Genomic DNA, 14,417 nt, shown 5'->3' with positions numbered 1-14,417 from the left:
AAATAAAAATATGTTTTTTTAAAAAATAATTTATAACTCATTTAATAGTAGGTATTTTATAGTTTAATTTATGTAAAAAGATGATTTCAAAGCTTATTTTTGTGAAAAATAAATTTATACATGAGTATTATAAAACAGTTGCACTGGCGCTATGCTACTAAAAAATTTGATGTAACAAAAAAGCTTTCAGTAGAAAAATTAGATATATTAAAACAAGCATTTAATTTAACAGCTACTTCATTTGGTTTGCAAACTATAAAAATGATAGTTCTTGAAAACAAAGATTTAAGAGCATCATTGGTAGCGCATTCATATCATCAAAAGCAAGTTTTAGAAGCCTCACATGTACTTATAATTTGTATACAAGATAATATTTTAGAGCATGATATTATTGCTTATTATAATAATATAAAATCCCTTAGAAGTACTTCAGAAACTATTTTGAAGCCATACCGAGAAAGCCTTGTTAAAACCATAGAAAAAATGTCGGTTGAAGAGCGCTTACAATGGTCTAAAAACCAAGCTTATATAGCCTTAGGTAATTTAATGACTGTTTGTGCTATAGAAGGTATAGACGCCTGTCCAATGGAGGGGTTTGTTAATTCTAAATATGATGAAATACTTCAATTAGATAAAATAGGACTAAAATCGATATTGCTTTTACCAGTAGGATATCGAGCCGAAGATGATATGTTTTCAGAATTTAAAAAAGTCAGAAAATCTTTAGAAGATACTATTATAGACATGTAATAAAATTAATTGTTTGGGATGTTACTTTTATCTTGAATTAAGTTCAGCATAAAGGTCCGAATTTATTCACTGTTTAAAATTTTAAGATTTGAACTCATGGATATAAATATTTCGGAAGTCTCTCTCTGAGAAGAGCTCCAACCCCTAACGCAAAAGCAAGTACAAAAACACTTAAAGAAAAATTATATATGCCAGGATTTGAATTATTTGGAGATTTAGAACGCCAACAAGTAAACGATGTATTAGATAACGGAGTGTTGATGCGCTATGGTTTTGATGGTATGCGAAACGGACATTGGAAAGCCAAGGAGCTAGAGATTGAACTAGAAAATACCTTGCAATCAAAGCACGTACAATTAGTTTCTAGTGGAACTGCAGCAGTATCTGTCGCTTTAGCTGCTGCGGGGGTTGGAGCTGGCGACGAGGTTATTATGCCGACATTTACATTTGTAGCCAGTTTTGAAGCCATTATGATGCTTGGAGCCATACCAATTTTAGTTGATATTGATGATACACTAACATTAAGTCCAAAAGCAGTGGAAAATGCTATAACACCGAAAACAAAAGCTGTTATGGTCGTACAAATGTGCGGGAGTATGGGCAATATGGATGCTTTACAAACAATTTGTAATAAGCATAATATATTGTTAGTAGAAGATGCATGTCAAGCTATTGGAGGAACTTATAACGGGAGACCACTTGGAAGTATCGGCGATTTAGGATGTTTTTCATTCGATTTTGTAAAAACCATAACTTGTGGTGAAGGCGGTGCCGTGATAACTAATAATAAAGAGTATTATACAAATGCCGATCATTACAGCGATCATGGGCACGATCATGTTGGTAGCGATAGGGGAGCAGAAACTCATCCGTTTTTAGGTTATAATTTCAGAATTTCAGAATTACATGCAGCAGTTGGTTTAGCTCAAGTAAAACGTTTGCCTGAATTTATTGATATTCAGAAAAAAAATTACACTATTCTAAGAGAAGCATTATCACAAATACCTGAAGTAACTTTTAGAAAAGTACCAGATGGAGGCGAAGAGAGTTATGCTTTTTTAAATTTATTTTTACCAGATTTAGATACAGCTCTAAAAGTTGCTGAAGCATTTAAAACTAATGGAGTAGATGCGTGTTGGAATTATTATAGCAACAATTGGCATTATCTAAATAAATGGGATCACTTAAAAGATTTAAAATCTTTATTTCCAATTTCTACAGAAGTAAAAGAAGGGTTGGAATATCTTAAAACAAAAGAATATCCTGAATCAGACCATTATATAGGAAGAAACATTTCTTGTTTAATAAAATTATCTTGGACAGAAGCAGAAGTGTATGAAAGAGCTAATAAAATGGTTACTGCAGTAAAAACGGTTTTGGAAACGTAATTAATTATTTTTCTTATATTTAACTATGTAAATTGTTTGTTAATTGGTAAACTAGAACTATTATTATTTTTTTGTTTACTAACAAAGTTGGAGGAAAACTTTTAGAAAGTATCATAAACAAATTGATTTGAGTACTTTCAAAAAAGGCTTTGTTTACTTAATATAATAACTTACTAACTTTAAATTAAATCACTAAAATTATAATAGTTATGAAAACTTTTAGAAAACCATTTTTTTTAATAGTAATACCGTTATGTGTTTTTTTTAATTGTAAAAACAATAAAAAAACGGATTCAATTGAAAGTACAATAGCAGAAGTAGAAGAGGTAATTAAGGAACCTTCAAATGTTATAAATGTAGTAACACGAAGTATGGAATTTCAGTCTGTTGATACTATTTTTTCAGGATGGAATACTTTTAAATATCAAAATTTATCCAACGAAACCCATTTCTTTTTATTAGATAAATACCCTGAGGGGAAAACAGTAGATAATGCGATATCAGACATTGCTCCCGTATTTGAAGAAGGTATGGATTTAATAAACGCAGGCAAAGCCGAAGAGGGTTTTGCAGCCTTTGGTAAATTACCGGAATGGTATGGTGATATTGTGTTTTCTGGAGGAACTGGATTAATTGCACCAAAATATACCGCCACAACAACTTTAAAGTTAGATTCTGGTTATTACATCATGGAATGTTATGTAAAAATGCCAAATGGAAAATTCCATACACTTATGGGGATGGCTAAACCTTTAATTGTACTTGAAGAAGATAGTGGTAATTCACCACCAGAAGCAACTGTAAATATTACCCTTTCTGGAGCAGAGGGCATTAGTTATGATAAAACCATAACCAAAGGAAAGCAAATTTTCTCTGTTTTTGTAAAAGATCAAAAACCACATGAAAATTTTATATGGCATGACTTAAATCTTGTAAAACTTGATGAATATGCTAGTGAAGATGCATTAGAAGCATGGATGGATTGGTCAGACCCAAAAGGATTGATAACTCCGGTTCCAAACGGCGTCACCTTTTTGGGTGGTGTAAATGATATGCCTGCTGGAAAAACAGGTTATTTTTATGTTGATTTAAAACCTGGGAAATATGCTTTTATTTCTGAAGTGCCAAATACTAAACAAAAAGGGCTTTTTAAAACATTTGAGATAATCGATTAGTAATTTACATAATCAACAATTTCTAAACCATAACCAATTAAACCAACACGTTTTGTTTGTACGGTATTAGAAATTAAACGCAGTTTATGTATGTTTAAATCGTGTAATATTTGAGCACCAATACCAAAATCTCTATCGTCCATATCAATTTTTGGCGCTTTTGTAATGGTGTTAGAGTCTTGATTTTCTTTTAAAAATGCCAATCTATTTAAAATATTCATAGACTGAGATTCTTGATTTATAAAAATAATAGCGCCTTTTCCTGCGTCATTAATAACCTTAAACATATCATCTAATTGCTTATCGGCATTATTGGTAAGTGTTCCTAAAATGTCATTATTAACTAGTGTAGAATTTATTCTAGTTAAAACTTCATCATTATCATTCCATTGTCCTTTTGTTAGGGTTATATGTATTTGATTATTAGTGTTTTGCTTGTAGGCTCTTAATCTAAAACTTCCAAAGCGAGTTTCGATTTGAAAATCTTCTTTTTTCTCAATCAATGAATCATGTAGCATTCGATATGCAACTAAATCTTCAATAGAAACTATTTTTATATCTAATTTTTTTGCTATTTCTATAAGCTGTGGTAAACGCGCCATGGTACCATCTTCATTCATTATTTCTACAATAACACCAGCAGGATTTAAACCTGCTAATCTTGCAAAATCTATGGCAGCTTCAGTGTGACCTGTACGTCTTAAAACCCCACCATTTTTAGCAACTAAAGGAAAAATGTGACCTGGTCTAGCTAATTCATATGGTTTTGTATCGTCATCAACAAGTGCTTTTACCGTTTTTGCTCTATCACTAGCTGATATGCCAGTTGTAACGCCTTTGCCTTTTAAATCGACTGATACGGTAAAGGCCGTTTCCATGTGATCTGTATTATTTCGAACCATCATATCTAGTTCTAATTCTTGGCAACGTTTTTCCGTTAGAGGTGCACATATAAGGCCTCTTCCTTCGGTAGCCATAAAGTTTATCATTTCTGGTGTAACTTTATCTGCGGCAGCTACAAAATCGCCTTCATTTTCACGGTTTGCATCATCTACAACTATAATAACTTTACCATTTCTAATGTCTTCTATGGCATCATTTATGGTGTTCAGTTTTAATTCTGAAGTCGTATTTTTTATCATGGATTCAAGTGTCATTTTTGCAAAGATATTGCTTATTTTAAAGAATCTAAACAATTAAGTTTTAAGTCTTCTTTCATTTGTGTATTTATAAATAAATATGCTATGAAATAAAGTGGTATTCCTATTAATAACAAAAATATCTTCGGAGATTTATCTTTTTTCTTTATATGATTATAAAACGAATATGAGTTTAATAATGACTTAGTATAATAAATTAAAAACAAAAATAATGACACGAAACTAAGCTGAATTGAAGCTGATTCAAGTGATGGTAATTTGTTGTTTTTAAAAACAAAATGTAGAATTAACAAAATAACACCAATGGCGTATAGTGTTAGAGCGTATGTAGAATGGTCATTATAGTCTTTATATTTTCTTTCTGAAAGATCATAGTCTATATTTATAGTTAAACCAGAATTCCGAAGTTCTTTAGTCGATGTCCCTCTTTTATTTAAAAGCATTAACGCTTCATAACGACTACTTTCATCATGTCCTAATTCTTCAAAATTAGAAATTACATTAAGTAATTCTTCATCTGTATAATTATTAAGAAATTTATAATCGACACTTTCTTTTTCTTTAATGTTGAATATTTTTTTAAGAGGTTCAATAATATTACCTGTTTCAAATAAACCTCTGTCGGCAGTAGCCCTTTTTGTTAAATAGATGCCTAGAGGGAGCATAATTAATGTAGAGAACCAACTGGCTAAAATAGGATTGAAATCACCACTTTTACCACTATTAGTAGCAAAAATACCAATAAAGTGGTATGATAAAAATAATAAAATAGCAATTACCATTGGTAAACCTATACCTCCTTTTCTAATTAAAGCACCAAGTGGAGCACCAACAAAAAACAGTATAATACACGCAAATCCTAAGGCGAATTTTTCATGAAAAGAAATGACGTGTTTGTTAAACCAAATTTTAGAGATTTTAAATGATTTTATTTTTTGATCAATTATTTGTTTTGAACTAATTATAGATTTTAAAGTGACATCAACTATTTGGTGTTTATTTTTAGTATCAAAAACATTTAAAATAGAACCTGTATTTATGGAATCGTTTTTAGAATCTGGATGTATTTCTTTGTTAAATCTAATAATACTTGATCTCGTATATAAGTTTGTAGCAATTCCTTTTTGTTCTTTATAATGTTTATCGGCTAAAGAGTCTAAAGTTGTATTTAAGCCTACTATATCAAGCATATTATACTTGTCTGTTTGTGATTCTTCATTAAAATCAACTTTGTTAAGTTGCGATAAGTCTATGTTTATAATATCCTTTTTAAAAGAACCTTTAGCAAATGGTTTTTTATTCCTACTTTTTATATCTTTTGGAGAAAAATCTTGATAATAATTACCGTCGAACAAAATTAATTGTAGATTACCTGAACTTTCCTCAAAAAAGAATTCGCCTGTTTTGGCTTTTATTGTTTTAGCATTTGTTCTTCCGTCTGCTCCTTTTAAATGAATGGTAACATCTTCTAAAAACTGATCGTTGTCTCCTGTTTTATTTTCTACTTTTATATTATAAGGAGTATCTCCAATTTGGTTAAATTGACCTTTAACAATGGCCATTGAAGGTTTTGTTTTTGCGATGTTCTTTCGTAAATTATAAAACTTCATCTCAGACCATGGAATAGCATTATTAGCAAAAAAGAATGTAACAATACCTATACCAACAATAAAAATACTTAAGCCAGACATAGCACGTTGTAACGAAATACCTGTAGATTTCATGGCAGCAAACTCATAGTTTTCGGCAAAACTACCGAATACCATAATAGAAGACAGTAATATGGTGAGTGGTAATACTAATGGTATTAGTTTAGGAGTAACATAAATTAAGAATTTAAACATGACATCCAAGCCAATATCTTTGCCAGCTAGTTCTTTAATATATAGCCAGATAGATTGCAATACAAAAATCAGTATGAGTATAATAAACACACTGAAAAAAGTTTTAAGATATGTAGTTAGTATGTAGCGGTCTAGTATTTTCAAGGTATTTACCTAATCTAAATTGTTGATGTAATAATCTTTATATTTATTGGCATCAAATGTAAATAAGCTTTTTGATAAAGGCTCGTTTGTTTTAAAAGAATTAACAGTAAGCGTTGTTTTTGAACCGTTTTTTCCAACTTGTATTAAATTGTAAATGTGTTTTGTGTTTGCGTCTATACCTAAAAGGATGTATTTAATTTCAGAATCTGAATCAATAGGTGTTAATTTTACATACTGGATTTTTCTGCCTTTTATGTTTTGTTCAACGTCTAAGGCATACATATATCCATCTTCATAAAATGAAAGCATTTTGCTAGGAGTAATAGTATCTTCTTCATTGTCGCTTTCAGACGAAATAGTTACTTCTTCATCCTCAGGACTAATACTATATAATGTTTTACCATCATATAGGCGTGTAACACCAAGGATGTTAAGTTTATATTTGTCACCTTGTAAGATAACATCTCCTCTAGTTTCTTGTTTTATATTTTCTGAAGTGTTTTCTAAAACATATTTAAATTCTATTGAAATATTATCGTAACCTTTTACTTTTTGAGAAACTTCGTTTAATAAACTTTTAGCTTTATTTTGAGAAAAAACATTAATTGATATTGTTATCAAGACTAATGTTATAATTTTATTCATCATTTTCATTTTAAATTATATTTCGTTTTCTAAATGTTGGTCAAGAGCTATTAAATCTGTAATTAACACTTGTCTTGCCTTACTACCTTCAAAAGGGCCAACAATACCAGCAGCTTCTAATTGATCTATTATCCGTCCTGCGCGATTGTAACCTAATTTTAATTTACGTTGTAATAACGAGGCAGAACCTTGTTGTGCTGTTACAATTACAATGGCTGCATCTTTAAACAGTTTATCTCTGTCTGATATGTCTATATCAAGACTTGTGCCACTTTCTTCACCAACATATTCTGGTAATTGATAAGCTTCTGGATATGCTTTTTGAGAACCAATATAATCTGTTATTTTTTCAACTTCAGGCGTATCAACAAAAGCACATTGCACCCTAATTAAATCGTTTCCTTGTGTGTAAAGCATATCTCCTCGTCCTATAAGTTGATCGGCACCCGAGCCATCTAAAATGGTTCTTGAATCTATTTTAGAAGTTACTCTAAATGCAATACGGGCAGGGAAATTTGCTTTTATAATACCTGTTATAACATTTACTGAAGGACGCTGTGTTGCTATAATTAAATGAATACCAATAGCACGAGCTAACTGTGCCAAACGCGCAATTGGGGTTTCAACTTCTTTACCGGCAGTCATTATTAAATCGGCAAACTCATCAACCACCAAAACGATATAAGGTAAAAACTGATGTCCGTCATTCGGATTTAATTTACGAGCCTTAAACTTTGCATTGTATTCAGCAATATTTCTACATAATGCATTTTTAAGGAGCTCGTAGCGGTTATCCATTTCAATACATAATGAATTTAGAGTATTGATAACCTTTGTATTATCGGTAATTATAGCATCTTCACTATCAGGTAGCTTTGCTAAATAATGACGTTCAATTTTGTTAAATAGTGTGAGCTCTACTTTTTTAGGATCGACTAATATAAACTTAACTTCAGCAGGGTGTTTTTTATAAAGTAGCGAAGTTAAAACCGCATTTAGTCCTACCGATTTCCCTTGTCCAGTAGCTCCTGCCATAAGAAGGTGAGGCATTTTTGCTAAATCGACTACTAATGTTTCATTACTAATTGTTTTTCCTAATGCAATAGGAAGTTGCATCTCTGAACTTTGAAACTTCTTAGATGCAATTACCGACCGCATTGATACAATAGTGGAGTTTTTATTTGGCACCTCGATACCAATAGTTCCTTTTCCAGGAATAGGTGCTATAATACGAATACCAAGTGCTGAAAGCGATAAAGCAATATCGTCTTCTAAGTTTTTAATTTTTGAAATACGTACCCCTGCATCTGGCACGATCTCGTATAGAGTAACAGTTGGTCCAATAGTTGCTTTAATACTTGCAATACCTATTTTATAATTACTTAAAGTTTCAACAATTTTGTTTTTATTTTCTTCAAGTTCTTCTTGGTTGATTTTAATGCCTTCTGTATTATATTTTTTAAGAAGGTCTAAAGGCGGGAATTTGTAATTACCAAGTTCTAATGTTGGATCGAATAGACCAAAATCTTCAACTAATTTATTAGAGAGATTATCAGTTTCAGAAAGTTCTTCTTTAACGTCTTCAACTTTTATTTCTAATTCGGGTTCTTCAATTTCTTCAGGAGTATATACTTTTACTTCTAAAGGAGCTGATACTTTTTCAGGTTTTTCTTGTTTTTGTTTTTCAGGTTTATCATTATCTAATGGAATTTCGAATGCCGATTTAAAAGCTTCTGCTTCTTCAGATAAATTATTATCAAAAGGAACGATAATATCATCTTTCATCTCTGAAAATTCACCTTTTATATTCCTTTTAGCTGATTTGAATAGGTTTGTAAAACTTTCAAAAGTAAGTTTAAAACGTATAGCTAAATAGGTTATTAGTCCGAATAAAAGTAAAAGCGAAACCCCTATTTTTCCAATGTAATCTTGAAGAAAGCTATTTGTTTCAAAACCAATAGCACCTCCTAAAACATCGTTTTTATCACCAAAGAATCCTAAAAGAACAGATGCCCAAATGACTATTAAAGTACCCCAAAACCAATGTTTTCTTAATTTGCCTTTATTTATATTCATTAAGGTATAAATACCCGAAATAAATATAAGTCCAGAGAAAATAAATGAAGCAACTCCAAAGCCTCGTTGAATAAAAAAATCGCTTAACCAAGCTCCTAATTTACTAAGCCAATTTTTAGATTTTACATCTCTTGAAGCAAAATCTGAAATTGTACTCTGGTCTGCATCTCCTGTAAAAAAGAAAGAAACAAAAGCGATGCATAACAAAAGACCAAAAATGACCAAAAAACTACCTAAAACCAATTTTTGTTGGCTAGATAATTTAAAACTAGGCATTTTAATTTTTTTTCGTGGTGCTTTTTTAGTCTTGGTTTTGCTTTTCGCCATTAATGCATTATTGTTTCAAAATTGTATCCCAAAATAGTTTGGTTTGAATTGTTTTTACAAAACAACAAAAATACAAATTACTAACGTTTATCCTAGAGGTAATATTATTTAAAATATCTTTGGAAGATATATTATTAAACCAATTGCAGAGGCAAAAATGGATGCTATAAAAACCGCGCCGGCAGCGACATCTTTTATTAAGCCAATTTTACTATGATGCTCTGGGTGAATAAAGTTAGCCATTTCTTCAATAGCGGTATTAATACCTTCAATACTCATAACTAATCCTATAGCTAAAAGTTGAATAAGCCATTCGTTTAAAGTAATGTTGAAAAAGAACCCTGCTAGTGTAACCAAAATAGCAATTACAAACTGAATTTTTATACTGGATTCTGTTTTTAAAAGTAGTAGAGCTCCTTTATAAGCATAACCAATGCTTTTTATTCGGTTAGCTAAAAAGGATTCTTTTTCAGACATTTTAAATGATATTATGATTGTAAAGCGTCTAATGCAGCTTTGTAGTTTGGTTCTTGAGCAATTTCAGGAACCTGTTCGGTATACAGAACTTTTCCGTTTGAATCTGTAACAATAACACTTCTAGAAAGGAGTCCTTCAAAACCACCATTTATCATTATTAACCCATAATCTTTTCCAAATGCTCCAGTTCTAAAGTCGGAAAGCATAACTACATTTTCTAAACCTTCAGCAGCACAAAATTGATCTTGAGCAAAAGGTAAATCTCTAGAAATGCATAATACTTTGGTGTTCTCTAGTTCACTAGCTTCGGTATTAAATTGCCTAACAGCAGCTGAACAAATACCAGTATTTACACTTGGAAAAATATTTAAAATTAAATTATTACCTTTAAAATCTTCTAATGTTTTTGTTGATAAATCTGTCGCTACAAGTTTAAAATCAGATATAGTTGATCCTATTTCTGGTAAGTTTCCCGATGTTTCAACAGGGTTTCCACCCAAAGTTATTTTTGCCATTTTATTAGTTTTTAAATTTCAGATAAAAATACTAATAATTAAACTTTATACTGAGTTTGATTCTGTGTTTTTTTAAATCATAACCTTAGAGCTGTCTTAATTGATATTTATCATATTGATTAAGATAAATCTGTTGTAAATTACATGCTTATATTGGTTAAAATTATTAAAAATTTAAATCTAATAAGTTTTGTCAATCATTATATAATATATAAAAATATGGTTAAACCATTTTTATGGTAAGTTATTGTTAAATTTATAGGGTTAAGGATAAAATTAATTAAAATTAAAATATTAAGCGTATGAATAATTCAAAAACAGGAAAATGTCCAGTAATGCATGGCGGAAACACTGTTGCCGATAAGTCGGTAGTTGATTGGTGGCCAAATTCATTAAACTTGGATATTTTGCATCAACACGACACAAAAACTAATCCTTTAGGAAAAGATTTTAACTATCAGGAGGAATTAAAAAAACTTGATGTTGAATCCCTTAAAAAGGACATGAAAGATTTAATGACTGACAGTCAAGATTGGTGGCCTGCAGATTGGGGACACTATGGAGGTTTAATGATTAGAATGGCTTGGCATGCAGCAGGTTCTTACCGAATAACTGATGGACGTGGTGGTGGAGGAACAGGTAACCAACGTTTTGCACCACTTAACTCATGGCCTGATAATGTAAATTTAGATAAGGCAAGACGTTTACTTTGGCCAATTAAGAAAAAATATGGTAATAAGGTAAGTTGGGCAGATTTAATTATTCTAGCAGGAACCATGGCTTATGAAAGTATGGGTTTAAAAAGTTACGGATTCGCTTTTGGTAGAGAAGATATTTGGCATCCTGAAAAAGATACATATTGGGGTGCAGAAAAAGAATGGTTGGCACCAAGTGATAATCGATATGAAAATGTAGATCACCCTGAAACCATGGAAAACCCATTGGCTGCAGTACAAATGGGATTAATATATGTTAACCCAGAAGGTGTAAATGGTAATCCAGACCCATTGAAAACAGGAGCTCAAGTTCGCGAAACCTTCAAGCGTATGGCTATGAATGATGAAGAAACCGTTGCCTTAACAGCTGGCGGGCATACTGTTGGAAAAACTCATGGTAATGGTGATGCCAGTATTTTAGGTCCCGTTCCTGAATCGGCTCCTGTTGAAGAACAAGGTTTTGGTTGGTTTAATCCAACAAGAACTGGTAAAGGTAAAGATACAGTAACAAGCGGATTAGAAGGTGCTTGGACAACGCATCCAACGAAATGGGATAATGGTTTTTTTGAAATGCTATTTAACCATGAATGGGAATCTCGTAAGAGTCCAGCGGGTGCATGGCAATGGGAACCAATTAGTATTAAAGAGCAGGATATGCCCGTTGATGTTGAGGATATGAAAACGAAACATAATCCGATAATGACTGATGCAGATATGGCTATGAAAGTAGATCCTATTTATAAAGAAATTTCATTAAAATTCAAAGATGACTTTAATGCATTTTCAGATGCTTTTGCTCGTGCATGGTTTAAATTAACCCATCGAGATATGGGACCAAAAGATCGTTGGTTTGGACCAGATGTACCTCAAGAAGATTTAATTTGGCAAGATCCAGTTCCAAAAGGTAAAAAAGATTATAATGTAGACGCTGTTAAAGAAAAAATAGCCAATTCTGGTTTAAGTATTTCAGAACTGGTATCTACAGCTTGGGATAGTGCAAAGACATTTAGAGGTTCCGATTTTAGAGGTGGGGCTAATGGTGCACGAATTCGTCTTGCTCCTCAAAAAGATTGGGAAGCAAACGAACCAAAACGCTTATCAAAAGTATTATCGGTTCTTGAACCTATTGCCACTGAATTTGGTATTAGCGTTGCAGATTGCATTGTATTAGCTGGAAATGTAGGTGTTGAAAAAGCCATACAAAAAGCAGGTTTGAATATTACATTACCATTTGCTCCAGGTAGAGGAGATGCTACAGATGAAATGACTGATGCCGAATCTTTTGAATATTTAGAACCTGTAGCTGATGGGTATCGTAACTTTTTGAAAAAGGATTATGTCGTTAGTTCAGAGGAATTAATGTTAGATCGCACCCAATTAATGGGGTTAACAGCACCCGAAATGACCGTTTTAGTTGGAGGTATGCGTGTTATGGGAACCAATTATGGAGAAACAAAACATGGTGTATTTACAAATAATGAAGGCGCTTTAACAAATGATTTCTTTGTGAATTTAACAGATATGACTAATAAGTGGAAACCAGCTAGTCATGGTATTTATGAAATTTGTGATAGAAAAACTGGAGAAGTAAAATGGACAGCTACTAGAATAGATCTTGTGTTTGGTTCTAATGCCATTTTACGAGCTTATGCTGAAGTTTATGCTCAAGATGATAGTAAAGAGAAGTTTGTAAATGACTTTGTAAATGCTTGGGTTAAAGTAATGAATGCTGATCGTTTTGATATTTAAAATTTATTCTTATAAGTTTTAAACTTGCAGAAGCATAGGTAATAAAAAAACCACTTCATTTTGAAGTGGTTTTTTTGTGATAATTTTTCTTTTTAACCTGTATATTGGTACGTAACTTTTTATTTGTCGATTGAGCCTAATACTCGAGACATAAAATTATTTAAAGCCTCTTTTTTTGGAGTACCTTCTTTAGTCATTTTATTAACTTCTAAAGCACCATACATATTAGAAATAAGCTCTCCAATAACATCTAATTCTTCATCTTTTAATGAAGGAACTTCTGTTAACGCTTCTAAGGTTTCAATAGTTTCAACCACAAAATCCTCATCATTTTCTTCAATAAATTGAGTTAAATGCTTAATTACTGGTAACTTCATTTACTAAATCTTTTAAAACTTCAAACTTGTTGGTTTGAACTTGGTTAACAAATTTACCATCCTTAAAAGTGGCAAAAGTTGGTAAATTATCTACGGTTGCTAATTTTCTTGATTCAGGAAATTTTTCGGCATCAGCCATTACAAATGAAATATTTTCATTCTCTGAAGCCAATTTCTTGAATTTAGGTTTCATAATTCTACAATTTCCGCACCATGTGGCAGAATATTGTACAATTACCGTATCGTTATTGGCAACGATTTCGTTTAAACTGTCTTGTTCTAATTCTTGAACCATATTTATTAAATTTTTTAAAACTTGATTGCTAAATTGAATGTTATTCTAATTGGTATTCAAGCTTTTTGTTTTAATGTGTAGCTAAATATGCTGCAGTATCTTTAGCATTGGCATTCATAGCCTCTTTACCTTCTTCCCAGTTTGCAGGACAAACTTCTCCTTTTTCTTGTACGTGAGTTAAAGCATCAATTAAACGAATGTATTCATTTACGTTTCTTCCTAAAGGCATATTGTTAATGCTTTCGTGCTGTACTATACCATTTTCATCAATAATATATGTTGCTCTATAAGTCACATTATCGCCTTCAACTTGTACTGTTCCTGTAGCTTCGTCATAAGTCTCATTAGTGATGTCTAAAATACCTAAGATGTTTGAAAGGTTTCTGTTACTATCTGCAAGAATTGGATAAGTTACACCTTCAATTCCTCCATTATCTTTAGCAGTGTTTAACCATGCAAAATGAACTTCAGGAGTATCGCAAGAAGCACCTATTACAATAGTGTTACGTTTTTCAAATTCAGGTAAAGCTGCTTGAAACGCATGTAATTCTGTCGGACAAACAAAAGTGAAATCTTTAGGATACCAAAATAAAACTACTTTTTTCTTGTTATCTATTGCTGCTTCTAGAACGTTTACTTTAAAAGTATCGCCCATTTCATTCATTGCGTCAACGTTTAAATCTGGAAATTTTTTTCCTACTAATGCCATGTTTTTATTTTTATTTGTTATTAATTTTAAGTTGCAAATATAAAATACAATGGCTTTTTAATTGGAATTA

At 31.5% G+C, this 14,417-nt stretch carries 13 protein-coding genes; 4 read left to right on the top strand and 9 right to left on the bottom strand.

Features of this window, described 5'->3' with window-relative positions; translation table 11 throughout:
• Window positions 1-120: 120 nt before the first annotated feature.
• The 3 genes from RHP49_16825 (at window position 121) to RHP49_16815 (ending at window position 3,313) form a co-directional block, all read left to right on the top strand.
• The gene (locus tag RHP49_16825; protein ID WNH12540.1) at window positions 121-750 is read left to right on the top strand and encodes an NAD(P)H-dependent oxidoreductase; all 630 of its coding nucleotides are present in this window, start codon (window positions 121-123) and stop codon (window positions 748-750) included.
• Window positions 751-938: 188 nt separating this feature from the next.
• Complete coding sequence (locus tag RHP49_16820) at window positions 939-2,138, top strand: DegT/DnrJ/EryC1/StrS family aminotransferase (GenBank protein WNH12539.1); 1,200 nt, start codon at window positions 939-941, stop codon at window positions 2,136-2,138.
• A 209-nt stretch (window positions 2,139-2,347) separates the two neighbouring features.
• Window positions 2,348-3,313, top strand: coding sequence for a hypothetical protein (locus tag RHP49_16815; GenBank protein ID WNH12538.1), 966 nt, complete (start codon window positions 2,348-2,350; stop codon window positions 3,311-3,313).
• Here the strand turns inward: RHP49_16815 and ribB are convergent.
• The 6 genes from ribB to tpx all read right to left on the bottom strand — a co-directional run bounded on the left by ribB (window position 3,310) and on the right by tpx (window position 10,501).
• Window positions 3,310-4,455 (bottom strand): 3,4-dihydroxy-2-butanone-4-phosphate synthase, encoded by a 1,146-nt coding sequence (gene ribB, locus RHP49_16810; protein WNH12537.1) that lies wholly within the window; start codon window positions 4,453-4,455, stop codon window positions 3,310-3,312. The genes RHP49_16815 and ribB overlap by 4 nt on opposite strands.
• A 32-nt stretch (window positions 4,456-4,487) precedes the next feature.
• Window positions 4,488-6,461 (bottom strand): LptF/LptG family permease, encoded by a 1,974-nt coding sequence (locus RHP49_16805; protein WNH12536.1) that lies wholly within the window; start codon window positions 6,459-6,461, stop codon window positions 4,488-4,490.
• Window positions 6,462-6,470: 9 nt separating this feature from the next.
• Window positions 6,471-7,106: an outer membrane lipoprotein carrier protein LolA gene (locus RHP49_16800; GenBank protein WNH12535.1), complete on the bottom strand. Its 636-nt coding sequence runs from the start codon at window positions 7,104-7,106 to the stop codon at window positions 6,471-6,473.
• A 15-nt stretch (window positions 7,107-7,121) separates the two neighbouring features.
• Entirely contained in the window at window positions 7,122-9,509 is a 2,388-nt protein-coding gene (locus RHP49_16795; GenBank protein ID WNH12534.1) for a DNA translocase FtsK, read from the bottom strand.
• Window positions 9,510-9,617: 108 nt separating this feature from the next.
• Window positions 9,618-9,986, bottom strand: coding sequence for a diacylglycerol kinase family protein (locus tag RHP49_16790; GenBank protein ID WNH12533.1), 369 nt, complete (start codon window positions 9,984-9,986; stop codon window positions 9,618-9,620).
• 11 nt (window positions 9,987-9,997) lie between these two features.
• Entirely contained in the window at window positions 9,998-10,501 is a 504-nt protein-coding gene (tpx, locus tag RHP49_16785) for a thiol peroxidase (protein WNH12532.1), read from the bottom strand.
• 302 nt (window positions 10,502-10,803) lie between these two features.
• Here tpx and katG point away from each other — a divergent pair, with 302 nt between their 5' ends.
• Window positions 10,804-12,966 carry a catalase/peroxidase HPI gene (gene katG / locus RHP49_16780; GenBank protein ID WNH12531.1) on the top strand — a complete coding sequence of 721 codons (2,163 nt, stop codon included), beginning with the start codon at window positions 10,804-10,806 and terminating at the stop codon, window positions 12,964-12,966.
• 119 nt (window positions 12,967-13,085) lie between these two features.
• On the opposite strand, the gene RHP49_16775 is transcribed toward katG, so the two are convergent.
• The 3 genes from RHP49_16775 to RHP49_16765 form a co-directional block, all read right to left on the bottom strand.
• Window positions 13,086-13,343 carry a hypothetical protein gene (locus RHP49_16775; GenBank protein WNH12530.1) on the bottom strand — a complete coding sequence of 86 codons (258 nt, stop codon included), beginning with the start codon at window positions 13,341-13,343 and terminating at the stop codon, window positions 13,086-13,088.
• Entirely contained in the window at window positions 13,324-13,638 is a 315-nt protein-coding gene (locus RHP49_16770; GenBank protein WNH12529.1) for a thioredoxin family protein, read from the bottom strand. The genes RHP49_16775 and RHP49_16770 overlap by 20 nt, the downstream gene beginning before the upstream one ends.
• Window positions 13,639-13,708: 70 nt before the next feature.
• On the bottom strand, window positions 13,709-14,347 hold the full coding sequence (locus RHP49_16765; protein WNH12528.1) for a peroxiredoxin: 639 nt from the start codon (window positions 14,345-14,347) through the stop codon (window positions 13,709-13,711).
• Window positions 14,348-14,417: the final 70 nt, after the last annotated feature.

The organism is Flavobacteriaceae bacterium HL-DH10 (genome assembly GCA_031826515.1).
GTDB lineage: Bacteria > Bacteroidota > Bacteroidia > Flavobacteriales > Flavobacteriaceae > Thalassobellus > Thalassobellus suaedae.
Note: the sequence above shows the minus strand (reverse complement) of the source record. Positions and strands in the feature narration are given on the sequence as shown.

What these genes read in the sequence shown, in the direction of transcription:
- RHP49_16775 (WNH12530.1), bottom strand. Translation starts at nt 13,343, where the DNA reads ATGAAGTTACCAGTAATTAAGCATTTAACTCAATTTATTGAAGAAAAT.
- RHP49_16820 (WNH12539.1), top strand. Translation starts at nt 939, where the DNA reads ATGCCAGGATTTGAATTATTTGGAGATTTAGAACGCCAACAAGTAAAC.
- RHP49_16790 (WNH12533.1), bottom strand. Translation starts at nt 9,986, where the DNA reads ATGTCTGAAAAAGAATCCTTTTTAGCTAACCGAATAAAAAGCATTGGT.
- RHP49_16800 (WNH12535.1), bottom strand. Translation starts at nt 7,106, where the DNA reads ATGAATAAAATTATAACATTAGTCTTGATAACAATATCAATTAATGTT.
- RHP49_16770 (WNH12529.1), bottom strand. Translation starts at nt 13,638, where the DNA reads ATGGTTCAAGAATTAGAACAAGACAGTTTAAACGAAATCGTTGCCAAT.
- RHP49_16795 (WNH12534.1), bottom strand. Translation starts at nt 9,509, where the DNA reads ATGGCGAAAAGCAAAACCAAGACTAAAAAAGCACCACGAAAAAAAATT.
- ribB (WNH12537.1), bottom strand. Translation starts at nt 4,455, where the DNA reads ATGATAAAAAATACGACTTCAGAATTAAAACTGAACACCATAAATGAT.
- tpx (WNH12532.1), bottom strand. Translation starts at nt 10,501, where the DNA reads ATGGCAAAAATAACTTTGGGTGGAAACCCTGTTGAAACATCGGGAAAC.
- RHP49_16825 (WNH12540.1), top strand. Translation starts at nt 121, where the DNA reads ATGAGTATTATAAAACAGTTGCACTGGCGCTATGCTACTAAAAAATTT.
- RHP49_16765 (WNH12528.1), bottom strand. Translation starts at nt 14,347, where the DNA reads ATGGCATTAGTAGGAAAAAAATTTCCAGATTTAAACGTTGACGCAATG.
- katG (WNH12531.1), top strand. Translation starts at nt 10,804, where the DNA reads ATGAATAATTCAAAAACAGGAAAATGTCCAGTAATGCATGGCGGAAAC.
- RHP49_16815 (WNH12538.1), top strand. Translation starts at nt 2,348, where the DNA reads ATGAAAACTTTTAGAAAACCATTTTTTTTAATAGTAATACCGTTATGT.